The sequence below is a fragment of the Sphingobium sp. TomTYG74 genome (genome assembly GCF_055393875.1).
The window spans coordinates 13,785-35,332 of the sequence record NZ_AP027343.1 but is presented as its reverse complement, the minus strand read 5'-3'; the positions used below and the strand labels follow the sequence as shown (position 1 = coordinate 35,332).

The following is a 21,548-nucleotide window of genomic DNA, read 5'->3' as shown; positions in this document are numbered from 1 at the left end:
TTAACCCCGGGCCGGTGATGCAACCGGAATCCATAGGTAGCGGAACAGGCCAGCTTTACCGTCGATCCGATTGTAGTCCTGCCAAGTGAGGGCATATCGCCCCTTGATTTCTAAGGCCGCTTCGCGGTTTTTCGTTGTCCCTGGCTTCGCCAGTTCGTGCCAAGCGAGCGAGCCGGTCAGCTCGCGCAGGTCGCAAAGGTTGAAGGCTGCATCTACAGTGTCAGTGCGCGCCCGCGGTTGCCAATAGCTCGGATCGTTGGTGAGAACCAAGACGCCAGCGCCATAGCCGGTTGCCTCCGCATAGGCTTCCATGCGCGTCACATCCTTGCACACGTCATAGCGGCGCTGGTCATGTGCCCCGTGCTGCTTCAGCGTGACCGGCTCCCCGTCGAGCGTGGTCGAAAAGCCCTTGCTGAGATATTTGAGTTCCAGGGCGAACCGGGTTTCGCCGATCACGATTACATCGATCGCGCCCCGCGCGGGGGCGGTTAACGGCCATTCCAGCCTTACATTTAGATTCGGATCGTTCTTCCGAATTTCATAGGCAAGCTCATGCTGGAAATCAGCTTCGGAGCAGAACACGGGCCGACGCACTGCTAGGCTTGCCATCAGATCCTCAATGACGATCAAGTTTGTCTCCGTTTGTCACGCGACTTAGGCCAAGCCTGTAAACAGAATATGGCAACACCTTCCACAAGTGGTTTCGACGCCGTTACTTTAGCCTACTAGATCAAGCGCCGTCCCGGTCAGGATATGAGGCGGCAGCGCCGCCGTTTTGATTGTGTAGTGCGGGGCCTGTTCCGGCCCCCTGGCGCAAGGGCCTGGCCGTCTCCGCCGCTGCGCGGCTCCGCTTGGTGATCGCGGGGGTTTCCCCGTCCTTCCTCCGCTTCGCTCCGTGCAGGCCGGGTGATCCCCCTCCCCCGCGATCAGCCCATATTTGCGCCATTCCCCGACCCAGTTCGCCACTTGGCAGAAGTCGATGGGGCCATCGCCTTCGGCTCCATTTTAAGAAGGGAAACAGCACAATGGCTAAGACTTCCAAGCCCACCATCCTGCATCTGACCGTCGATCAGCTTCACCGCAGCGAGCAGAATGTTCGCAAGAAGCCGTCCAGCGCCGCGAGCGATGCTGAAATCTCCGCTTCGCTGCTGTCCGTGGGCCTCATTCAGCCCATGGTCGTCATCACATGCGAGGCCGGGGGATATGAAGTAATCGCCGGGGATCGCCGCCGCCGCCTTCTCACGGCGCTGGCCGAGGCCGACCCGAGCCGGAAGGCACTGACATTCCCGTGCATGAAGGTCGATGACTTAAGCAAGGTCACAGAGATCAGCATGGCCGAGAACCGTGCGCGCGAAGCGATGGCGCTGCCCGATGTGTATATGGGTTTTGCTGCCATCCGGGCCGAGCGACCCGAGGCGACCCTAGAAGAGCTAGGCGCGATGTTCGGCTACGATGTGGGCCGAACTGCGCGCATCATGCGGATTGCGAACCTTCATCCCGAGATCATGGACCTCTACAGTGCGGGCGAGATCGATGACGCCCAGGCACAGGCTTACGCGGCGACCGAGGATCGTTCGCTACAGATCGCGGTCTATCGCCAGTTGGAGAAGGAAGCGACACGCCCACACGAGAAGAATGCGAGCGCCATTCGCAAGGCGATGAACTCCGGCAATCACGAACTGACCAAGCTAATGTGCTATGTCGGCGTCGATGCCTACCGGGCCGCAGGCGGCGAGTTTGAGGCCGATTTGTTCGCGCAGGATGGCGCTGGCATCGTCCAAAATCCCGACGTGCTTCACCAGCTAGTCGAGCAGCGCATGGCCGAGGATAAGGATCGGTTCGAGCATAATATCTCGCGCAATGGCCGGGTGCTTGGCGAGAAGTGGGGCCTTGCAGACCTTCAATTTTCGTGGACGGCGACCCCCCCGCAGATCAAGCAGTACGGCTATCTTTCGACCGACCATGAGCTTCGCATTCGCAACCCGAAGCGGGGCGACCTCCCCAGAGACCTCGCGAAAATCTATGCGTCGATGGAAACGCGCCTCGCCGCGATGATTGGAGAGGATGACGAACCGCTTCCCGATCAAGAAGAGGCTTACGAGAAGCTGGCGAACGAGATTGCCGAGCTGGACGCGCAGCGCACTATCATCCTGCCTAAGAAGGGCGCAGTCGTCGCCGTCGCATCGATCGAGAATGATGGCAGCTTTGACGTAGAGCTGTGGTTTGCAGATCGGGCGGCGAAGGGCGCAGAACTGCCTAAGGGGGCAACCGAGCAGCGCGGTCCCAAGCCAGCGCCAACACCGGCAGAGGCCGAGCGCGCGCGTTTCGGGCTGTCCAAGGACAACATGCAGGTGATGATGCTCATCCGGCGCGATATGATCCGGGCCGAGCTAATGCAGTCCGCTTCCGCCGGTTCGTCGCTCGCGCTCGACTTCATGATGTTCACGCAGGCCCGCACGATCCTGACCCCGGCACATGGCTACGGAAACACCGTCTATTTCCATGGCGAGCATCAGGGCATCAACGATCTTCACCATGACGAGGATGGCACCACCAAGATTCACGATCTTGTCGGAAGCCGACCCGAGCGCGCGGCGTGGCTCACCACCAAGGAGGGCTTGGCGTCGGGCGAGTGGATGACGGCTCGCGATCCGATTGAGGGCTTCGCGCTGTTCCGCAATCTGCCCGCCACGGACAAGAACAAGGTGGCGGCGATGATCGCCGGTCACATGCTCATGGCGACCACTTCGGTTTACTCCGACGGTCGCACCCCGCGCATGGTGCGTGAGCTTGCCAACTGCATCGAGGCCGAGCCCGGTTTTGGACGCTGGCGCGATACGGTCGAGCTAGACGAGGCGTTTTTCAGCACTTTCTCCAATAAGGCCCGGCTTGGCCTTCTCGAAACGTGGGGTTTGGCAGATCGCGCCAAGGGCATGAAGGGCAACGAAACCGCCGCCTTCTGTGCCCGCATCGCGAATTGCGACGAAGAGGACGCCAAGTTGCTTGGCCTTCACCCCGACGATGTTGCCGAAGCGGTGAACTGGCTCCCCGACTTCATGGAGAGTGCCAGCGTTGAACCCCTCCCTGCCAAGGAGGAACCGGAAGCCGATGAAGCCGATGAAGCCGACGAGGGCGACGAGCTGGGGGACGAGGATCAGGACGACGATCACGAACAGATCGACGAGGCCGCTTGATCCAAAGCGGGGGGCTTCGGTCCCCCGCCCATTCTTACGCAGAGAGAGAGGGACCGCCATGGCCCGCCATTGCATCCGCGAACCGCGCTATATCCCGCCTGTCCACGTCATTGGCGAGCAGCCTGACTTGTTCGGAGGCCCTACGATCAGCCATGCGACCGAGCGGAGACCGGTAGGAGCGAAGGCGCTTCGCGCTATCACGAAATGGGCCATCACGCCTTGGCTTGGCGACGTGGACCGGGAAACCGTTCTCGAGGAAGCACCGGCCCCCCTCCCCGTCTACCTCGTCGCTTGCGTTGCCGCAAAGCTGGATCACGCGGCCGAGGCGCGCGATCTTTATATCTCCCCGTGGTTTCGCAAAGCCCGCGCCTATGTCGAGCGCACCGGATCGCCCTGGCTGATCCTTTCGGCAAGACATGGCCTGATTGCCCCCGGTGCGGTCATCGAACCCTATGATGCGACCCTTGGGACGATGGGCGCACCCGCTCGCCGCCTTTGGGGCGCTCGCGTGCTGGACGAGCTGGCCCGGGTTGTTGACGTCGCCGCGCCACTTATCGTTCTCGCAGGCCGCAGCTATCGTGATCCGCTGTGGCCGAGCATCGCGCCTCGCGCCGCCGCGCCCATGGAGGGCTTGGCTATTGGCGAGCAGTTGGCGTGGCTGTCACGACCGACCGCAGACATATGAGTTTCCGAGCAACCGAGGACGAAGGCGAAATCTCCTAGGTTGTTCGTCGTGCTGGCCGGTGGAGCATCCCGCTCCACCGGCCCCCTTCGCTGGATCGACGCCGTTCTTTATTCGTTCAAGACTTGATGATATAGGAAAGGCATGACGATGAGCGGCGATACTGGCCCTATGTGGACCCAAGATCAGGCGGTTGCCTATGAGGCAGCGCCCCCTTCGCTGGATCGACGCCGTTCTTTATTCGTTCAAGACTTGATGATATAGGAAAGGCATGACGATGAGCGGCGATACTGGCCCTATGTGGACCCAAGATCAGGCGGTTGCCTATGAGGCAGCGCTAGAGGCCATCAATGATGTGATCGCCGGGTATAGCGAGCAGATAGCGCTTGAGCAGGAGCGGGCCGCTCCCAGCGCGGCGCGGATCGAATGGCTTGAAATGCGGACGGATCAGGCGACCGCAATCATGCACTCGCTCAACGTGACCGACACTGAAAATGTCCGGCAAGTGCTGTCCGAGTATAGCGCGATCGTTCGCGCGCGTGACGCCGCCGAGGCCGTCCCCATCGCTGCCTAAGAGGCAGCATGGACCGCGACCCCGAACGACATAGCCTGTCACCCGACGCCCTACAGAAAATCTATGAAAACCGCGTAGCTCCCCGCCTATTCAGGGGCGCGGAGAGCGTCGAGCAGCCGACCGCGATTGTTCTAGGGGGGCAACCCGGCTCCGGCAAAACCCCCATGCAGAACCATGCTACCCGCGAATTTGCGGGCAGCGGCGGAATGGTGAAGATCATCGGTGACGATCTTCGCGCCTATTTGCCTCACTATAAGAGCTTGCAGCGCGCCGACGACAAAACCGCAGCGTTCTATACCGACCGCGATTCTGGCCGATTGGTTGAGAAAGCCATTGCCGAGGCCGCACAGCGGCGCGTCAATGTTCTGGTGGAAGGCACGATGCGCAACCCTGAGACGGTTGCGGCGACCTTGCAGCAATTTAGGGACGCCGGGTTCCGAACCGATGCGCGCGCCCTGGCCGTCAGTCCCGAAATGTCGAGCCTTGGAGTGTTGCAGCGATATGCGGCGCAGAAGGAGAGCCGGGGCATCGGGCGGATGACCACGATTGAGGCCCACCAGAATGCCTTGCGCGGGATGCTCGACACGCTGGACCGGATTCAGGACGGGCGCCTTGCCGACAGGCTCACGGTCTACCGGCGCGGCGGCGAAGTAATCCATAGCATCGACCTCGCCGGGACAGCGCGCGCGGGCGAGCCTCGCGCCCGCGAAATGGTGGAGCGCGAGCGCAATCGGCCTCTTTCGCCGCAGGAGGCCCAATATAAGCAGCGCGAGATTGAGAGGCTGACGCCGATCCTTCAAAAGCATGGCGTCATTCCTATCCGAGATCCGCAGCGAAGTGCCGACCTTGCGCATGGCAAGGATGGGTCCCTTTCCCCTCCCCGTCGTGATGACGATCGCGAGCGATAAGGGTGCGGGCCGCCCGATGGGCGGGCGCTGAATTGGCAATTCCACCTGCCAGTGTAATCCTATGATGAAGGCCGGATCCGGTCGCTTCACGGACCGGCGCTCCCAATTTCCTATGGAGATCAGCTCCCGAACTGCCCGGGGAATGCTTTGCCTCGGGGCCTTTGAGACATGTCGGATATCATAAGGTGACAGGCTTTTCGATTTCTGTACAAGAACGCAAATGCACAGGCGATTGCGGGGCATTTTAATGCGCTTCACCGATACCAAGAGCGAAACTTTGAACCTGCGGGTATCTCCTACCTTCAAACGGGTTTTGAAAGAGGTCGCAGATCATGAGCAGCGCAGCATGGTAAACATGCTTGAAGTATTGCTGTGCGACTACTGCGATAGCAACAAAATCACCCCCCTTGATTGCGAGAGGCCTGCCCAAAAACAGGCGCGTAAGACGCGTAATAAGGTCCGCACAGGAGCGCCGGCATGAGTTTTCGCTATATCGGGTCGAAGACTAGACTTATTGACCAAATCTCTGCCTACATTGGTCCTCCTAAAAAGAGCGCATTTTTTGTTGACGCTTTTTGCGGAACTGGTGTTGTAGCAGAGGCTGCGGCGGATTTGGGCTGGAACGTGCGGATCAATGACAGCCTGCACTCAGCAGTCATTTCCGCAGGAGCTAGGCTCATCAGCCACGAACAAGCAACGTTCAAAAAGCTTGGCGGTTATGTCAAGGCGATTGCTAAACTCAATGCTGCAATGCCTAAACATGGTTTCATATGGCGTGAGTATAGCCCCGCATCAGTCGCAATATGCGGTTTTGAGAGACGCTATTTTACGCAGGAAAATGCGGCGAAAATCGATGGCATAAGGGCGTTGATTTCTGAATGGTCGATAACTCAGAAGATCAACGATGTTGAAGAACGATTGCTTATTGCTGATCTATTTTTTGCACTTAACCGTGTGGCGAACATAGCGGGCACGTTTGGTTGCTTTCTTTCCAAGTGGACTGCCCAATCACAAGAAAAAATTGATATGCGTTGCCGAGAATTGAAATGCATCAGCATTTGTGTTGAGGCGACGGTGAGTGACGTATTTGAAGTTCGTAATGGCAAGCAAGATGTGGTGTACCTTGATCCTCCATATACCAAGCGACAATACGCCAGTTACTATCATATCCTTGAGACTGTGGCCTTGGGTGATGAACCGGAGGTTGATGGTGTCGCAGGTTTGCGCCCTTGGAAGAGCTTGGCGTCGGATTTTTGTTATAAATCCAGAGCTCTAAATACGCTTTCACGCTTGGTACAAAGTCTGAAATCACAAAAAGTCCTTTTATCGTACAGTAGTGAAGGTCATATCTGCATGCAGGATATGAACGACGAGCTATCTAAAATTGCCTCGTTCACTATGAATCAGTTGGGGCCTATTGGACGATATCGCCCTAATAAAACGGCTAGCAGAGTTGCATCTGACGTGAATGAATTTTTGGTCGTAATCGAGCCGCGAGCGAGGAACCTTCTCACGGCAGTTAATGCCAAGCCCCCTGTTCTTGAGGAGAGCTATGCATGAGCGCACCTCGCCCCGTTGAAGCCGAGTACCTAGCGCCTGCAGAGCGAGCCCTTAAAAGGGCCGTAGGGGTAGGGCATGGCCCGGCAAACTTTGAACTCAGACTTCAAGTGTTAGAGGCGGCATCCGCTCGTTTTGGAGGGTTCGAGCTGAAGGAATTCCATGAGGCTTTTGGCGTGCAAAATGCACGGCCCTTTGCTGAACTCTTAACGCTAGCGGCTCCCGTTGTAAGCGCCATCGATCATTCCCCAATCCATCCTGCATTGGCTTTGAGTGCTTTGGCGAGGGAGGTACTGCATGAGCAAGACCGCAAGAGCACTGGTGCGTATCACACAGACTTTCGCTTAGCTTGCCGTTTGGCGGAGCTTGCCTCTCCCCGTTTGACCCACAAAAGCAAAATAATTGATCCCGCCAGTGGTGCAGGAATTTTGCTTTCAGCTTTGACCTATGCGGTATGTGGGATGGACCGGGCCAAAGCAGCGTATTGGCTTGCCAACGGCGTCTATGCGGCAGACCTTTCGGCCAATTCGTTACGTGCAGCTGTACTGAGCCTGGCTTCGTTTACCGACGATGTGGCTGCGCTAAAAGCTATGCGCGCGCGTTGGTATTGTGGCGATAGCCTGATCGCAGATCGTAAGGTCTGGAAAAAGATGGCCCCTGAGGGATTTGATGCTGTAATCGGCAATCCGCCATGGGAGAAGGTCAAGCTTTCTCGGCACGAGTTTGCTAAGGCATCAGGTGCGCAGCGCCATTACGGTGCGCAAATCGATGGCCTTGATGAAGAGCGATTTTCTAAGCGACGTGGTGAAGTAGCGAGTTATTCTCGGCGGCTCTTAGCTTGCTACCCAGATTTAGGCAGTGGTGAACCCGACCTCTACATCGCGTTTACGGACCTATTCTTCGGGCTCTGTAAGGAGCAGGGCGTGGTAGCAGCGCTTGTCCCTGGCGGTCTTATTCGGTCCCAAGGAACCGAGGGCATGCGACGAAAGATTTTCGATGCGAGTCAGAGCGTTTCGATATCAATTATCGACAACCGTGCACGTTTTTTTTCCATCGATACGCGCTTCAAATTTTTGGCGGTGGCCTTGGTCAAGTCGGGTTCCAAAAAGAGCAAGCGTGAGCCTTTGAACCTCTTGCATGAACGTGGAACACCCACGGGTTTAGAGACCACTGGAACCGCCATCATTGGCCGTGGAGCGCTGGCCGCAGTCCGCGAGGACCTTAGTCTCCCCGAGGTTCGTAGCGCGGCCGAGTGGAAGCTCTTCTCGAAAATTTCGGAGGCGGGCGTGACGTGGGAAACGCCTGGCAGTGGCTGGTCTCCAAAGTTTTGCCGTGAAGTCGATATGACCAAGGAGCGGCTGAAATTCCTTGGATATAATGCGCGTGATGCTTTGCCTCTGGTGGAAGGTCGCATGGTCCAGGCGCATCGGTTCGGTGTGAAGGGACACGTGACTGGTAGCGGCCGCAGTGCGCAATGGGAGGCCTACCCCATTGGAGGCTCGCGTCTCTCGCCGCAGTTCTTTATTCGATCCTCTGACATACCTCGTGCCAGTCAGCACCGAGCTAACGTGTTGCGTGTTGGTTTTTGCGATATCGCGGGTCAAACGAATGAGCGTTCGCTGATGGCCGCGTTGATCCCCCCCGGGGTGGTTTGTGGCAACAAGGTGCCCACGATCCTTTTCCCAGATGATCCTTCGGAAGCCCGCCTTCTGGTTTGGGCTTCAATTGCTAATAGCTTTGTGTTTGACTGGATGCTTAGGCGGGTGCTCACGACCACGGTAAACTATTTCTTGCTACAAAGCGTGCCTATGCCGAAGCTCGCTAAAGACGGTTTGCCGTGGAGAAGGCTTGTGAGTGCGGCGAATGAATTACGCGCACTTGATACTGGGGGAAGTAGCCGAAAAACTTATGAGCGTATGGCGCAGATACGTGCGGAAATCGATGCGGAAGTCGCTGTGGCCTATGGTCTTGAACTAAAGGATTTGGAGCTAGTGCTCGAAGATTTTCCAATTTTGGATCGAGGCCAAGCGGCACTACCACGAGAAAATAAGTCGACGATAACTCGAGATAGCGTTTTGGCCGCGATGGCTAAGAGGATCGCTAGCCGGTCGACAGTTTGGTCGCGCCGCTCGACCGAAGCCGGAACTTTTGGGGCCATTGCTTATGTTCCCTCTGAGCTTGCTCTCGGAGGCGATGTAATCACAGATTTTGAGAAGAACGGAAGCCAAAGCCATGGTTAGTGCTGGGGGGCACGTTGCCCGAATTTTGTACAAGGAAATCGTTGCCGGTGATCTGAGGAAGATCCTTGCTCAATCAAATGATTCTGACACTGGTGGCGGCGCGCGGGACTTCCGCTTTGGATCATTCAACACATTGTTGCCCGTAATTAAGATGATGTTTCCTGGTACGGCGAAGGTCAATCGAAAGCGTGACGGAGTTGTTGAAGAACTAGCCGTTTATCAAGGGGAATTTTTCTGGAACAATGACCAAGGTCATGTTGTACGAAAGGATTCTTTCTTCGAACCACCAACCGATGTGCGCCCCTCTGAGGGGCGCATTGCACGAGTGCATGAGTATGGTTGTTTTGACACAAGTCGTGTGCCGCAAGGGGGTGTTGGAAACCGGGTATTGCTCTTGCTGATTCAGTTAAATGATGGGTCGGTCTGGCCATACTACGCAGAAGAAAAAACGCTTCGGATAAAAGGGGCGTGGGATCCAGTGGTGGCCGATGAGCTATTGGCATGCTTGGATGCCAAGCGTGCAACTAATCGGGCAGTGATCGGCTATCGAGATTTTACCAACGCGGGCAGATACTGCAATGGCAAGTGAAGGCTGCAAAAAGGCATTGATGATGCTGGCGCGGTCACGGAACGTGTTGGTGTCTGGTGCGCCCGGAACAGGAAAATCGAGGCTTTTATCTGAAATTGCGATGGCTTTTGAAACCGGCTTTGGAATCACAGCTGCCGGTGGTCCGCCAAAGCTCAATCCTGTCGGTGGCATTCCCATCCCTCCTGCAGCGGGAGGGGTCGTCAAAGATATTCCGGCTCCCACCAAGACAGACCGTAAGGTCTTTCGGACGGTGTTTCATCAGAACTCTAAATATCGAGATTTCGTGTCCGGCATCACTCCAGCGGTCAAAAAGGCAGAAGGATCGGCCGATTTCTCGATTGTGCAGGGTACGCTCTACCGGGCAAGCGAGCATGCTAAAGCTCTGAATGGGGCGGCGCTTCTCATCATCGATGAGATTAACCGTGGGCCTGCGGTTCAGGTTTTCGGTGGAGCCATTGTGGCAATTGAATCTGATAAGCGCTTGGCGGCCGATGGGAAAATCCGTCAAGAAACACAGTTTTTTGAAATGCTCGATCCTCAATCTGGCGAGGTGATCGAGTATGCTTTGCCCCATGACCTCTATATCCTAGCAGCCATGAATCAGGCCGATGCTTCGGTGGAGCCGTTAGATGTGGCGTTCTTACGGCGTTGGGAACCGTTGCGGCTAGAACCAGACGAAGGGGCATTGAGAACATTCTATGGTCTCGGACCAAAGAACACGAGCGTCCTGCCTGACGCGCCGGCCAATGTGAATGACGTCTTGGAGGCTTCCGTCCGCGCATGGATGGCTGTTAATGAACAAATCGCCTTGGGTCGCGGCCCCGAGTTTCAGATCGGTCACGGCGTACTTATGTCGCACGTTAAACCTCAGGCGTTAGGTTTGTCCGAGGCGTTGGGAATACTGTGCGTAGGTTGGGCTAAGGTGCGAGCCCACGTGGATGAGGTGTTCTTTGGCGATTCTCGTGGCATTGCTGCGGCTCTCAACGCGCTCGATGGGCCGGCCTTCAATCCGTTTAAACTGACGGAAACGACCTTTGCAGATGATCTGCGCTTTCGCTTTGAAGGTCCTGCTAATTTTGCAGAAGGCAATATTTACGCTGCCCTGAGAGCGTTTGCTGATCCAAGGGGGTAAATGCGTGGCGCTTACCCGGACACGGCTGTCTCTCGTTGAGTACGGAGCGCCCATTGATCTTAGTCGAGCGATTATTGATGCTCTCGGGGTAGACCGGACGAAGGCTGATAGCCTTCTGATCGAGGCGGGCAGCCGCGTGGGGTCGAGCTTGCGGTTAAACTATAACCCAATCAGCGTTGATCTGAAAGGTGCACGGGCCATCGACTTTGCGGGCCTCATTCGCTTGGCCCCCTCGCTTGAACTGGAAGTTGCGCCTAAATTTCTCGGGCTTGATGATGCCGATGCTACCTGGCGCGAAGATTTCTTCTTTCTTTCCACGCTATCACGCCATGGACGTTTATTGGCTTCTGAACGCTTGTCAGCCTCAGGTGGCGCGCCACGGGATCTCTCTACGTTGGTGGCGCGCTCTATCACGAGCATGTATGAGGCACGTAAACGTCGACCGCTTCGTAGCTATCGCAGAGTGCAAGAAGCAGATTTTTTCATTGATGGGGATCCTGATCCGATGGACCTCATTTTTCCTTCCCCCGATGGCTTTGAACAAGAGCTTGTTCACTTTGATCGGCGAAACAACTGGAATGCGGAGATTGTCGCCGCAGCGAAGGAATTACTACCTGAGGTAAGCGATCCTTCGGCTGTTGGTTCACTAGTGCGTTTGATTGAAGACCTGTCGCCCCAGAGCGCCCCTGCTAACCGCCGCAAACCAGTCCCTGCACGACATAGAGCATGGAAGCCGTTGCACGAGCTGTCTATCGATGTGCTGGGAGGCTTAGGTGTAAATTATCGGCAGGGTCGGGCCCATGCGCCCGGCTATTTGGTAAGCACCTGGCGAGTATGGGAGGACTTGTTAACTGTTGCCGCGCGCTTGGGATTTGGACGAAATGCAGTGGTGCCGCAGCGGGGCTATCCCCTGGGCATAAAGACTAAAATCAGTACGGGAACTGTGAGTAAGCTGTCTGTCTATCCTGATTGCGTGATTGAATCAGATGGTGTGAGGCCGAGGATGCTTTTCGACGCTAAGTATAAAGGTCACATAGAGAAGGGGCAGCTTCGTATTAGCGAAGCCGACATTTATGAGGCATTGGCCTTCTCAAAGGCTACCGGATGTAATCGAGTTGTACTGGCTTACCCGGTGCCGCCATATGAAGATCCAGATCCTGTTGGTTCATGCATAATATTTGAGAAAGTTGTATCAGGTTCAGTTAACATTGTAGGCGTTCAGATTGAGAGCCGCAAAATCTCTAGCGCGGGCGCGCTCAAGACATTCTCCATAAATATGTCTTCTGGAATTTCCGCTGCCTTTGTTTAAGTCTTTCTATGGGCAAGCCGTCTTGCAGCTAGATGCCGGGAGCGGGAGTCGTCCACCACCCTCGTAACGTAGCTGGCATATCAGCCGGTGCATTTTGAGTATACCTTTTAAGGACCGCCCAAGGTACGGTCTTATTATTGCCGTTTGACAACGTAAAAAGGACTGCACTAAAACGGACTGCCTAAAAGAGACCAATCATGTTCGTTCGTGCTTATCTTCGTGCCTCAACGTCGCAACAGGACGCTTCTCGGGCGAGAGGTGCCCTTGACGCGTTCGCAACCGAGCGAGGCCTGCGCATTGCCGCCCGCTACATGGAAAACGAGAGTGGTGCGAAGCTCAATCGGCCCGAGCTGTTTCGTCTTTTGGCAGATTGCGAACCTGACGACATTCTGTTGGTAGAGCAGGTCGATCGACTGTCCCGCCTCACTGCCCCGGACTGGATTAAGCTGCGATCGGAGATCGACGCTAAGCAGGTTCGGATCGTGGCGTTGGATTTGCCCACGTCATGGAGCCTCGCGGCCCCCGGCGACGAGTTCACCGCGCGCATGTTCTCTGCCGTCAACAACATGATGCTCGATGTTCTCGCTGCGGTTGCCCGAAAGGATTATGATGATCGGCGTCGCCGGCAGTCCGAAGGGACCGCGCGTGCCAAAGCTGCGGGCTTGTACAAAGGGCGGCCAGAGAACAAGGCGCGAAATGTCGCCATCGCATCCATGCTTGGAGACGGGCGCACTTGGCGAGAGGTCATGAACGCCACCGGGTGCAGTCGAACGCTCTTAGCCAAGATTGCCCGCGAAGTAAGGCAGCGACAGGTTGAACGGCAAGAGGCCCCCTGCCCTACCCCGTGAAATGGTCGTTTTGTTGTCAGACAACCGAGCGCCCCATCCGGTATCGGAGAGGCGGATTTCAGCCGTTGTGCAGTGTGTAAACTCGCACTGTATGTGGCGGCTTTCTGATCGCGCTATCTGTCGTCGTGCCTGCCGCCAGTCCTCCTCGCCAACGATCGAACTGTGTGACTGACCGGGTCTGCGGCAGCACGGGTGCTGGGCAGCAAGACCGGCGATCGTAACCGGTGCTGACCCGACAAGCCCGACACGGCGCGCAAGCTGCTCGCAGCCGGCGACAAGCCCGACAAAGTCGCCAAGGCGATCAGTGTAGGTGTCTCCTCTTTTTACGGGCAATTCCCGTTAGCGACTGGAAGCTGGCGTAACTGTGATGACGCCTATACCTATCGCCGGCCAATGAGAGTTTACGGGAGACGGCATGCCTACAGGAAGCGCCATTTTTGTGGACTTCGACAATGTGTTCACTGCGCTGTGGGGGGTTGATGAGGGGCTCGCCATCCGGTTTGCCTCTGATCCTTCTGTCTGGCTGTCTGGCTTAGCGGCTATTGATGCCGATGCGCCCCGGCGCTGGCGCATTGCGCGGTGTTATATGAATCCGCGAGGGAATGTGAGCGCGCCTGGCGAAAGAAACGATCGCCTTTGGTTTTCCAACTTTCGCACGAACTTTGTACAAGCAGGATTTGAAGTGATCGACTGCCCTACGCTGACGCGGGGTATAAAGAATGCGGCCGATATTCGAATGGTCATCGACGCGATTGATCTACTTGAGCATCGAACTCGGTTTGAAGAATTTGTGTTCGTCTCGGGCGACTCTGACTTCACCCCGTTGTTGCATCGATTGAGAGCAGAAGACTGCCGGACAGCTATCGTTTCACCTGGTCATCTTGCGGTCGCCTATGCAGCGGTTGCGGAACGTGTGCTAGGGTTTGATGTGGTCGAAAGACTGCTTAACGGCATCGTTCCTGCGGCGCCTGTCCAAGCAACGGCGACTACTACAGAAACAAGCGCATCGGTGAATGAGCAAACTTTTGGGCAGCTCATTCGACAGCGCTACCAAACAGCTACTAAGCCGCTCAACCTCTCCACCTTGTCCCAAGATGTGCTGCGCGAACTGCCTGACGCGAAATCCAGCGACTGGTTCGGAAAGGGCACTTTCCGGAGGGCTCTCGATAGCTTGAAGCTATCTAACGTCCGCTTTTCAAATCATCAATTGTGGGACGCCGAGAGGCATGAAGCTCCTGCGGTTTTGCAAGCCGCCGTCACCTCACCATTTGATGAAAACACCCTTCTCATTGACCCTGAAGATCGGGATTAGCTGTCTCTAATATCCTGAGATCCGAAGGTCTCAAATGTCGCCACTTTGCGACTTTCCCGTTCCCGAGAAGGAAGGTTGATCGAGACGGTGCCGCCCTGTGCGCTTGACTGCACAGGGCGGCGCACCCCAAGCGATGCTAATCTTGAAGCTCAGCTTGGCACGATGAGATCGCCGCAAGCAACTCACCAGCGGCCCGAGCAGCTCGATCTTCAACTTCCTGTCGCTCTGTCGCGACACAAACTTTGCCAGTCCGAACCGCCCTAACAAACTTTACGGCCCCTCGGGTGTCTCGATTGACGATAGAAGGATCGGCCTTTTGTGCGGCCTTTGTCGTCACCGAGATGGCAATTGCCTCACCATATTCGCGCTCCAACTCTTCATATTCAGCAATCTCATGCAGCAAGCGAGCTGTACCTGCTGTTTGCTCCTTCTCAACGATCATGGCGTTCTCCTGTGTATGGCTTCTTCAGGGCGTCGAAGACCGCCTTAAAGATGGTATGGACTCGGGTCGCTTCAATCGCCTCACAAACGAATCCCCTCCCCTCCCCTCCCCTGCCCTTGAGTTGCATCCTCCAACAGCGGCGCCTTTTCGTGAGGTGCTAGCCTGGCCGATGATGATTGTGCGAGCGAGCATGTCCCCTCGTGCCCATCGGTGCTGATTGACGCACCTGGGCGGCTCCCCCTGCCTCATGCGGGTTCCGGGCCTTCGGCCCCAAGCAGAAAACCGCCGCTGCGCGCCTACGGTATCCGCAAGCGGACCCTCCGTTTTTCAGCTTGCCCGCGTCAGGGGGGCCGCCCCTCCAAAGTGCGTCAGCAACGACAGCACGAAGGAACGAACATGCAGAACATCGCTGCTGAATTTCGCATCATCGGCCGCATCGGCAGCACGGAGATCAAGGAAAAGGTGGCAACGCTGGACGTTGCAGCAAACTACGGCCGCAAGGTTGGCAACGATTGGGAGGACGACACCCATTGGAACCGCGTCACCTGTTTCGGCAAGAATATCGAGCGCGCCGCCAAGATGGCTAAAGGCGACCTGGTGCACGTCACTGGCCGCGTTCGCCAGTCCCGCTATGATCGCGACGGCCAAACGGTTTACAGCGTCGACCTGATTGTTGATCGCATGGCAGTGATCGCCAAGAACGGCCGCCCTGCTGATGACGATCGCGACGAGGATTGAATCCAAGGCGGGCGGCGCCCTGCGCCGCCCTTCCCTTCCATGGGTAATTGGGGACTTAGGGGATATGCTTATGCCGGACCATGAGAAGGGTGCTGGATGACTTGAACGGATCGAGGCCGCGGTTGTCCTCTTCAATCGGGCGATGTGTCTGGTCGAAAGCCAGGGCAGTCTAGGTGCCGCATTCGCTGACGACTTGGACAAAGCCGTCCGTTCAGCTCGCGCAGGAATGCAGGGGGAAGGCCACGGCGACAGCCGGCTATGCAACAGAAACTACATGTAATTTAAATGCCTGCAAATTCCATGCAATTGATGGTCAAGAAAATTACAGGGCTGCAAAAGCCCTTACATTTCATGAAAGGGCTTTGCATAGCTTTCCCTATCAAGTATGTCTCATGAATGCCTTTGCTGTCTAAAGCAGCTAAAAGGCTGTTGAGACATGCAAAGGAAAGCAAATGGCAGTCATCGCCTTGGCATCCCCGAAAGGAGGTTGCGGCAAGTCCACAACGGCGATCGCCCTAGCCGGAGCTTATGCCGAGCAGGGATATTCCGTCAGGATCATTGACGCAGACCCTCGTCAGCGCGTCATGCGATGGGGGGAGGCGGGGCAGACCGGCCCGCAGATCGCTGTCGTCAGCGCGAAGGCCGACACGATCGTTTCGACAATCCGCGCCGCCGAAAGCGAAGCGCAGATCGTCATCATCGATGTCGAGGGAAGCGCAAACATGGTTGTTCCGCTCGCCATCGCCCACGCCAATTTCGTCATCATTCCGGCCAACCCATCGGCGGCAGACGTAGAGGACGCTATAGCGACCGTGCGCATCGTTCTGGACACGCCCAGCAAGCACGGGCGCAGCGTCCCCCACGGGCTGCTATGGACCCGCGTTTCCACCGGGTTCCAGTCGCGCGAGTTTGCAGCTCTGGCGGGGCAACTGGCCGAGGCCGGGGTGCCGGTCATCGGCCAGCTTGTAGAGCGCACCGCTTACAAGAGCCTGTTTTCCTATTGCACCACGCTTGACCAGCTTCCTCGTGATGAGGTGCCCGGAACCGACAAGGCTAGGGCAGAAGGAACGGCGCTGGCGAATGCCGTGGCCGAAGCGATCTTGGCCGATCAGGAGAAAGCCGTATGAGCGAGCCACAGAAGCCTCAGAGGCGTAATCTAAGCCTGCCCCTGGCATCGGTGCGCAGCGTCGCCCCGGATGCTCCCACAGGCGACGAGAGCGCTAAGGAGACGGCACAGCGGCACGGGTTCGACAATATCCCGGTGCCGGCCAGCGAGGTCGACCGTCTAAGGGCGAACCAAACGAGCGAACCGCCTCGCCGCAAACGTGGGGCAGGGCGGTCCATGCCCTTCTCGGTGAAGCTCGCACCCGCCACGATGGAATATATCTACGAGGTAGCGAACTCGCGTGACATTCCCTTGGCTCAGGTGATCGAGGAACTTGTTGAGGCCCATCGGGCGGGCGCACGATGATGCAGAGGCCGATGACAATCAACGAGGACGGGGAGGGGGAAACCTAGCCCTGAATGGACGGGCGAGGCCGTTGGCTGGAACCAACGACCCCGCCCTAATCACAACCGCAAAATTGGAGCTTTGCGAATCATGACTGACGACACCCTATCGAATCCCGTCCTGGCGAGCGATGCAACTTGGGCAAACGCGCTTGGTGATTATCGGGCCGCAGCCTCCCGGTTTCATGCTGAGGTCGCGCGTGCCGTTGCGACTGGCGAGGACATTGACCAGGCCGCCGCCGATGCACACACATTTGCCGCCGTCGCCCTCATCGGGATACCGGCAACCCGTGTCGTCCAGATCGGACAAAAGATAAGGGCGGCCGACAATCTGGTGAATCTCGGGCAGCTCTATCCGAACCTTGCCGAGATCCTTTTGGGCGACGTGCTTGGCTTGATCGGGATCGCGGACGGCGACGAGAGGCTATTGCCACATCGGCTCCACTGAGGCGCAATGCGGCCAGTGCGATGCGCTGGCCGTGCTTCTCCGGTGGACCGACACAGGGCGGTTACAGCGTAGAGCTGTTGCAGCTACTGGCCGATAGGATCATGACCGTCAGGCGTGCCAGCGTCTGCCGGCTCGCTGATCCTTCCCGTCACCACGGCGCCCGTCTGTGGTGAGGGCGCAGGCTGACGGAGAAGATCATGACCGCATCGACCATCATTGCCGACATTCCTACGGGCTTCATCATCGTCGCCGGCATCGTCGTGCTAATCCTGGCCGTTCGCTTCCGTGGTTCCATGTCGATCGCGTTCGCGGGCTTGTGCTTTCTTGGAACCTGGAACGCGGGTGAAGCGCAGCCAGTCATTGCGGCTTTGATGGGTGTTGCCCTTTACGGTGTCCTGGCTCTGATCGCGAACGTGATCGGTGGTCGCGGCGAGTTGGACAGCGAAGCACCAGCGGGCGGTTACGATTATGCCGCCGAGCAGGCGCGCCTCGCCAGTGAGTACCATCGGCGCGACCGGGAAAGCCGCTTCTAGTCTTCGGATAAACCGCCGATCGCAGCAACCACTTTCGCCGCGCCATGCTTCGCAATGGCAGCGGCGATCGAGCGGGCTTCGGTGCGCTCCATGTCAGGTATCTTGACCCGCTTCAGTGCGGCTAGAAGCACGGGACGCCCTGCATCGCGCAAGGTATCCTCAGCTTCTTTCTCGCGCTGCAGGATCGCCGCAAGCGCGGCCTCAGCTTTGATACGCTCTTGCTTGATGCTTTCGAGGGCAGGGGACTTAGCCATGAGTTTCATTCCTTCGATGCGGTAAGTGAAATCGATCGCCGTGGGGTGAGCGGAGCGATGGACCGGCGGAACACTAACTGAGACTCAGCGACACCAACGCGACAGCCAGACCGAGCAATGAGAGGTCAAAGCTCCCTTATGCCAGCGGGTGATGTTCGAGAGCCGGGCATTGCTCGCCTTGTCGGCGGAAGCGCGGATCGATGCCCCGTCGCGGTGGTTTAGCCATGCGCAGTAGATCGCCACGAGTGCGAAAACCGCAGCTAAGAAGTGCATCCCGTCCACCTTCGATATAAGACAAACCCGGACTGTTTTATTCGGTCTGCATGGAATGTCCAGACTGGTTGAAATGCGCTAGATCGTGAAAACCCTAAATCAAATGGCGCGCGGCTAAGCCGCTCACTTCGACCCAGTTGCGGACGGGCTGGTGCTATTTCCGAGCGAAGGCGGAAGGCGACCACCGGGCACTGCCATCCCTCCCGTCCACGTTTCTGGTTTCGCTTGAGGTGATTAATGGCGAGTGATAGGTAAGTATGGGAGATTGAAGTTTGCAGGATAGCCTGAATGATCGCATTGTCTGACACAATGCCATCATTCAGGCACCGCTGCACGGGGCTGGAATGTCGAGAATTACGCTGCGCCTTGATGACGACGTTACCGATCTAGTCGACGTGCTGGCGAAGGCAGGAGGCATGACGCGGAGCGCATGGATCGCGCGGGCAATCAAGGACGCCCTTGGCCGCAGGCCCGATGAAGTCCGCGACATTCCAGCGAGTGGAGGGGCATCAAAGACGCTGGCCCTTCGGCTTCCCGCCGAGGAAATGGAGGCGATTGATTTGATCGCAGCCAGGGCGGGGATGACTCGCTCGCAATGGGTGAAACGGACGCTCCGTTGGCAACTATGGACCCGCGCCGGCGAGCTGCGCCTTGTGCCAAGCAGCTATCGTTCCATCATGAAGATCGTCGGCCAGGTGAGGGCTATCGGCTACTCGCTCAATCAGGCTGTGAAGGCGATGAACGCTGCCAACCGACCCGAGAGCCCGCTCTTGATCGAGCAGGTTGCGCCTCATGTGATCGCGATGGAGGGTCGCCTTTCCGAAACGATCAGAGAGGCTAACTCGACCCTGACCGCGATCGTATCGGGCGAGGTCGATTACTGGACCGGCAAGGATCGTGCAGCTCCTGTCGTCAGTGGGATCGAGCCGTGAACGCGTTCGAGTTTTCAGATCAGACCCTTGAGGATCTGGAGCGCGTTCAAGGTGCGCGCGGGGCAGGGCGGGGCAAGGTCGACCATCGCGGCAACCGTGCCCTGGCTCGCGACCTTGGCACTATGGTGCAAGTGCCGCTTCGCCCCGGTTCTGGTGCTGGCCGCTTCGGAGCGCATTCGCGCGATGCGCGCAATGCGCGTGCGATCGACCAGCTTGGCCGCACAGCAAAGCGTGCGCCGCAAGTCGTCGTGAAGATCACAAGTCGCATTCATGGCGCGGCCAGTACCGTTGGCGCGTTCACCTACGCTGGTCGCATCGGCATGTCCGATCAGGAGCCTGTCGGGATCGAGACGAGCGAGGGCAAGGAGCTCATGAGCGCGCACGATATGATGCTCCTGGCGCGCGAATGGCAGCAGTGGGAAACGGCGGACGAGGCTCGCAGGAATGGTGCGACTGCTATCGCAATGGTGTTCTCCATGCCTCCCGGCACCGACCCCGAAAAGGTGCGCGCGGCCGTCCGCGACTTCGCTGAAACTGACCTGTCGAACCGTCGCTGGGTGATGGCGCTGCATACGGACGAAGCGCACCCGCATGTCCATCTTATCATTGCTGGCCGCGACAATGATGGACGCCGGTTCAACCCCAACCGCGAGTTTCTTCAGCAGTGCCGTGAACGCTTTGCGGAGAACCTTCGCGATCGAGGCGTAGAGGCAGACGCTACGATGCGGATCACGCGCGGCTACCCGCCCAAGCAAGACCCTACACCTGTTCTCAAAATGCGCGAGCGTGGCGCGGAGCCCGAGGCAGACAAGGGCCGCGTGGCTGTTATCGCCGGGCAGGCTCCGGATGCCGAGAAGCGGCTTGGCGAGCGGGAGCGGGAGCGTAGCAAGACGGTCACGAACCATGTTGCCGTGCGCGAGATCTATGCGCGGGCGGCTTCCGAATTGGAGGCGCATGGCGGCGCGGCCGAGGCTGATCGGGCCAAGGCGCTACGCTCGTTTGTGGAAGCCATGCCGGCGCCTGCGAACGCGCGCGCGGAGATCATAGAACGCCTGAGAACGGGCAACGCGCTCCCCAAGGAATATGCTCAGGACCGTGAGCTTGAGCGGTTGAAGGCTCGCGTCCAGCAGCGAGACACCGAGCAACGGGCGGCAGCGCTGGACAGGATCGAGCGCGCAACTGGAAAGATCACATCTGTTTCGGCTGAGTTGAATGCCGGCGACAAGAAGGCCGGGGCTGGGGACAGCGAACCGACCATCTTTGATCGCATTCGCGCGAAGTCGGCCGAGCTGAAAGACAACAATGCGCCGCCCGATCTCGCGCCCGATCGCACGCTTGCCGGTGCCACCGAGCGGCTACAGGCCATGCAGCGGAAATTGGATCAGACGATCAAGGATCGCGCGCAAAATAAGGACCAGGATCGCTCCCAGGATCGCAGTCGCGACCCCGACAGGGAAGGGCCGACGCGGTGAGCGAAGAGGAACTATTGAGCGCGCTGCTCGACCAGATCGGGACGCTCGCGGAAGGCGTGCAGGCCGTGATGGAGAACCAGCAATCGCTTGCCGCGAAGCTGGACGCGCAGGCCGCCGAGCAGGCGGCCCAGGCAAAGAGCTTGGCGGCGATCAGCGTCGCCGTGGGCATGACCTATCTTGCTACAGGCACCGAAACACCTCTTCCCGTCGACGTGTTGGAGGATCGTGCCTTCGCCTCTTTTCTTGAGAACTACCCGCTGGATGGCCCCCCGATCACGGGCAAGGCAGCGATGGCGGACCACCTGGCCCAACTGGATCAGGTTGAGCCTGCAAGGCTCGCAGCGGGCTTCCGCGACCTCGAGCGGCAAACGCATCTGTCGATGATTGAGCGCGTCCGCAACAAGCAGATCGAACGCATCGCGCGCGATAAATACGGAAATCTTGAGGCCATAGAAAAAGGGCGCTCTGTTGCCGGGGTGCCCTTTCCCTTCCGTGAGACAGATCGCTAATTTTAAACGGTTGTGATCGACCAGAGCAAGTCGTTCCGTCTCGTTCGGTGGGCGTCTGGTTCTGACGGAAGCCGACGGTTGTGTTGACCGAAG

22 protein-coding genes and 1 pseudogene are annotated in these 21,548 nt (G+C 57.8%); 20 read left to right on the top strand and 3 right to left on the bottom strand.

Annotated elements, in window-relative coordinates:
- Nucleotides 1-630 carry a hypothetical protein gene (locus tag ACZ5TB_RS17730; RefSeq protein ID WP_464793285.1) on the bottom strand — a complete coding sequence of 210 codons (630 nt, stop codon included), beginning with the start codon at nucleotides 628-630 and terminating at the stop codon, nucleotides 1-3.
- A gap of 395 nt (nucleotides 631-1,025) precedes the next feature.
- Between ACZ5TB_RS17730 and ACZ5TB_RS17725 the strand changes: the two genes are divergently transcribed.
- From ACZ5TB_RS17725 to ACZ5TB_RS17670, 12 genes are all read left to right on the top strand, one after another.
- On the top strand, nucleotides 1,026-3,194 hold the full coding sequence (locus ACZ5TB_RS17725) for a ParB/RepB/Spo0J family partition protein (protein ID WP_464793284.1): 2,169 nt from the start codon (nucleotides 1,026-1,028) through the stop codon (nucleotides 3,192-3,194).
- Between the two features lie 58 nt (nucleotides 3,195-3,252).
- Complete coding sequence (locus tag ACZ5TB_RS17720) at nucleotides 3,253-3,879, top strand: DUF6884 domain-containing protein (protein ID WP_464793283.1); 627 nt, start codon at nucleotides 3,253-3,255, stop codon at nucleotides 3,877-3,879.
- A 274-nt stretch (nucleotides 3,880-4,153) separates the two neighbouring features.
- Nucleotides 4,154-4,450 (top strand): hypothetical protein, encoded by a 297-nt coding sequence (locus ACZ5TB_RS17715; protein ID WP_246415033.1) that lies wholly within the window; start codon nucleotides 4,154-4,156, stop codon nucleotides 4,448-4,450.
- A gap of 8 nt (nucleotides 4,451-4,458) precedes the next feature.
- The gene (locus ACZ5TB_RS17710; RefSeq protein WP_464793334.1) at nucleotides 4,459-5,358 is read left to right on the top strand and encodes a zeta toxin family protein; all 900 of its coding nucleotides are present in this window, start codon (nucleotides 4,459-4,461) and stop codon (nucleotides 5,356-5,358) included.
- A 247-nt stretch (nucleotides 5,359-5,605) separates the two neighbouring features.
- Nucleotides 5,606-5,839 (top strand): hypothetical protein, encoded by a 234-nt coding sequence (locus tag ACZ5TB_RS17705; RefSeq protein WP_464793333.1) that lies wholly within the window; start codon nucleotides 5,606-5,608, stop codon nucleotides 5,837-5,839.
- On the top strand, nucleotides 5,836-6,918 hold the full coding sequence (locus ACZ5TB_RS17700) for a DNA adenine methylase (protein ID WP_464793332.1): 1,083 nt from the start codon (nucleotides 5,836-5,838) through the stop codon (nucleotides 6,916-6,918). The genes ACZ5TB_RS17705 and ACZ5TB_RS17700 overlap by 4 nt, the downstream gene beginning before the upstream one ends.
- The gene (locus ACZ5TB_RS17695; protein ID WP_464793331.1) at nucleotides 6,915-9,155 is read left to right on the top strand and encodes an Eco57I restriction-modification methylase domain-containing protein; all 2,241 of its coding nucleotides are present in this window, start codon (nucleotides 6,915-6,917) and stop codon (nucleotides 9,153-9,155) included. The genes ACZ5TB_RS17700 and ACZ5TB_RS17695 overlap by 4 nt, the downstream gene beginning before the upstream one ends.
- A gap of 25 nt (nucleotides 9,156-9,180) precedes the next feature.
- The gene (locus tag ACZ5TB_RS17690; protein WP_464793330.1) at nucleotides 9,181-9,744 is read left to right on the top strand and encodes a hypothetical protein; all 564 of its coding nucleotides are present in this window, start codon (nucleotides 9,181-9,183) and stop codon (nucleotides 9,742-9,744) included.
- Nucleotides 9,734-10,876: an AAA family ATPase gene (locus tag ACZ5TB_RS17685; RefSeq protein WP_464793329.1), complete on the top strand. Its 1,143-nt coding sequence runs from the start codon at nucleotides 9,734-9,736 to the stop codon at nucleotides 10,874-10,876. Before ACZ5TB_RS17690 ends, ACZ5TB_RS17685 begins: the two co-directional genes overlap by 11 nt.
- A gap of 4 nt (nucleotides 10,877-10,880) precedes the next feature.
- Nucleotides 10,881-12,185 (top strand): 5-methylcytosine restriction system specificity protein McrC, encoded by a 1,305-nt coding sequence (locus tag ACZ5TB_RS17680; protein WP_464793328.1) that lies wholly within the window; start codon nucleotides 10,881-10,883, stop codon nucleotides 12,183-12,185.
- Between the two features lie 197 nt (nucleotides 12,186-12,382).
- Complete coding sequence (locus ACZ5TB_RS17675) at nucleotides 12,383-13,033, top strand: recombinase family protein (RefSeq protein ID WP_464793327.1); 651 nt, start codon at nucleotides 12,383-12,385, stop codon at nucleotides 13,031-13,033.
- Nucleotides 13,034-13,448: 415 nt separating this feature from the next.
- Entirely contained in the window at nucleotides 13,449-14,345 is an 897-nt protein-coding gene (locus ACZ5TB_RS17670) for an NYN domain-containing protein (protein ID WP_464793326.1), read from the top strand.
- A 136-nt stretch (nucleotides 14,346-14,481) separates the two neighbouring features.
- On the opposite strand, the gene ACZ5TB_RS17665 is transcribed toward ACZ5TB_RS17670, so the two are convergent.
- Complete coding sequence (locus ACZ5TB_RS17665; RefSeq protein WP_464793325.1) at nucleotides 14,482-14,787, bottom strand: hypothetical protein; 306 nt, start codon at nucleotides 14,785-14,787, stop codon at nucleotides 14,482-14,484.
- 396 nt (nucleotides 14,788-15,183) lie between these two features.
- On the opposite strand from ACZ5TB_RS17665, the gene ACZ5TB_RS17660 reads away from it, so the two are divergent.
- From ACZ5TB_RS17660 to ACZ5TB_RS17640, 5 genes are all read left to right on the top strand, one after another.
- Nucleotides 15,184-15,525: a single-stranded DNA-binding protein gene (locus ACZ5TB_RS17660; protein ID WP_464793324.1), complete on the top strand. Its 342-nt coding sequence runs from the start codon at nucleotides 15,184-15,186 to the stop codon at nucleotides 15,523-15,525.
- Between the two features lie 452 nt (nucleotides 15,526-15,977).
- Entirely contained in the window at nucleotides 15,978-16,652 is a 675-nt protein-coding gene (locus tag ACZ5TB_RS17655; protein WP_464793323.1) for a nucleotide-binding protein, read from the top strand.
- Nucleotides 16,649-16,996, top strand: a complete 348-nt coding sequence (locus tag ACZ5TB_RS17650) for a hypothetical protein (protein WP_464793322.1) — start codon at nucleotides 16,649-16,651, stop codon at nucleotides 16,994-16,996. The genes ACZ5TB_RS17655 and ACZ5TB_RS17650 overlap by 4 nt, the downstream gene beginning before the upstream one ends.
- Nucleotides 16,997-17,125: 129 nt before the next feature.
- The gene (locus ACZ5TB_RS17645) at nucleotides 17,126-17,482 is read left to right on the top strand and encodes a hypothetical protein (RefSeq protein WP_464793321.1); all 357 of its coding nucleotides are present in this window, start codon (nucleotides 17,126-17,128) and stop codon (nucleotides 17,480-17,482) included.
- A 197-nt stretch (nucleotides 17,483-17,679) separates the two neighbouring features.
- Nucleotides 17,680-18,015, top strand: coding sequence for a hypothetical protein (locus tag ACZ5TB_RS17640; RefSeq protein ID WP_464793320.1), 336 nt, complete (start codon nucleotides 17,680-17,682; stop codon nucleotides 18,013-18,015).
- On the opposite strand, the gene ACZ5TB_RS17635 is transcribed toward ACZ5TB_RS17640, so the two are convergent.
- The gene (locus tag ACZ5TB_RS17635; RefSeq protein ID WP_464793319.1) at nucleotides 18,012-18,269 is read right to left on the bottom strand and encodes a hypothetical protein; all 258 of its coding nucleotides are present in this window, start codon (nucleotides 18,267-18,269) and stop codon (nucleotides 18,012-18,014) included. The genes ACZ5TB_RS17640 and ACZ5TB_RS17635 overlap by 4 nt on opposite strands.
- A gap of 617 nt (nucleotides 18,270-18,886) precedes the next feature.
- Between ACZ5TB_RS17635 and ACZ5TB_RS17630 the strand changes: the two genes are divergently transcribed.
- The 3 genes and pseudogenes from ACZ5TB_RS17630 (at nucleotide 18,887) to ACZ5TB_RS17620 (ending at nucleotide 21,455) form a co-directional block, all read left to right on the top strand.
- Nucleotides 18,887-19,474, top strand: coding sequence for a ribbon-helix-helix protein, CopG family (locus ACZ5TB_RS17630; RefSeq protein WP_464793318.1), 588 nt, complete (start codon nucleotides 18,887-18,889; stop codon nucleotides 19,472-19,474).
- Nucleotides 19,475-19,596: 122 nt separating this feature from the next.
- Nucleotides 19,597-20,103: pseudogene (locus ACZ5TB_RS17625) on the top strand (relaxase/mobilization nuclease domain-containing protein); the annotation flags it as partial.
- A gap of 839 nt (nucleotides 20,104-20,942) precedes the next feature.
- Complete coding sequence (locus ACZ5TB_RS17620) at nucleotides 20,943-21,455, top strand: hypothetical protein (protein ID WP_464793317.1); 513 nt, start codon at nucleotides 20,943-20,945, stop codon at nucleotides 21,453-21,455.
- Nucleotides 21,456-21,548 lie beyond the last annotated feature (93 nt).

Coding starts and splice junctions, on each gene's coding strand:
- ACZ5TB_RS17645 (WP_464793321.1), top strand. CDS start 17,126: ATGACTGACGACACCCTATCGAATCCCGTCCTGGCGAGCGATGCAACT.
- ACZ5TB_RS17705 (WP_464793333.1), top strand. CDS start 5,606: ATGCGCTTCACCGATACCAAGAGCGAAACTTTGAACCTGCGGGTATCT.
- ACZ5TB_RS17695 (WP_464793331.1), top strand. CDS start 6,915: ATGAGCGCACCTCGCCCCGTTGAAGCCGAGTACCTAGCGCCTGCAGAG.
- ACZ5TB_RS17660 (WP_464793324.1), top strand. CDS start 15,184: ATGCAGAACATCGCTGCTGAATTTCGCATCATCGGCCGCATCGGCAGC.
- ACZ5TB_RS17655 (WP_464793323.1), top strand. CDS start 15,978: ATGGCAGTCATCGCCTTGGCATCCCCGAAAGGAGGTTGCGGCAAGTCC.
- ACZ5TB_RS17675 (WP_464793327.1), top strand. CDS start 12,383: ATGTTCGTTCGTGCTTATCTTCGTGCCTCAACGTCGCAACAGGACGCT.
- ACZ5TB_RS17710 (WP_464793334.1), top strand. CDS start 4,459: ATGGACCGCGACCCCGAACGACATAGCCTGTCACCCGACGCCCTACAG.
- ACZ5TB_RS17665 (WP_464793325.1), bottom strand. CDS start 14,787: ATGATCGTTGAGAAGGAGCAAACAGCAGGTACAGCTCGCTTGCTGCAT.
- ACZ5TB_RS17640 (WP_464793320.1), top strand. CDS start 17,680: ATGACCGCATCGACCATCATTGCCGACATTCCTACGGGCTTCATCATC.
- ACZ5TB_RS17650 (WP_464793322.1), top strand. CDS start 16,649: ATGAGCGAGCCACAGAAGCCTCAGAGGCGTAATCTAAGCCTGCCCCTG.
- ACZ5TB_RS17685 (WP_464793329.1), top strand. CDS start 9,734: ATGGCAAGTGAAGGCTGCAAAAAGGCATTGATGATGCTGGCGCGGTCA.
- ACZ5TB_RS17630 (WP_464793318.1), top strand. CDS start 18,887: ATGTCGAGAATTACGCTGCGCCTTGATGACGACGTTACCGATCTAGTC.
- ACZ5TB_RS17725 (WP_464793284.1), top strand. CDS start 1,026: ATGGCTAAGACTTCCAAGCCCACCATCCTGCATCTGACCGTCGATCAG.
- ACZ5TB_RS17670 (WP_464793326.1), top strand. CDS start 13,449: ATGCCTACAGGAAGCGCCATTTTTGTGGACTTCGACAATGTGTTCACT.
- ACZ5TB_RS17635 (WP_464793319.1), bottom strand. CDS start 18,269: ATGGCTAAGTCCCCTGCCCTCGAAAGCATCAAGCAAGAGCGTATCAAA.
- ACZ5TB_RS17715 (WP_246415033.1), top strand. CDS start 4,154: ATGAGCGGCGATACTGGCCCTATGTGGACCCAAGATCAGGCGGTTGCC.
- ACZ5TB_RS17700 (WP_464793332.1), top strand. CDS start 5,836: ATGAGTTTTCGCTATATCGGGTCGAAGACTAGACTTATTGACCAAATC.
- ACZ5TB_RS17720 (WP_464793283.1), top strand. CDS start 3,253: ATGGCCCGCCATTGCATCCGCGAACCGCGCTATATCCCGCCTGTCCAC.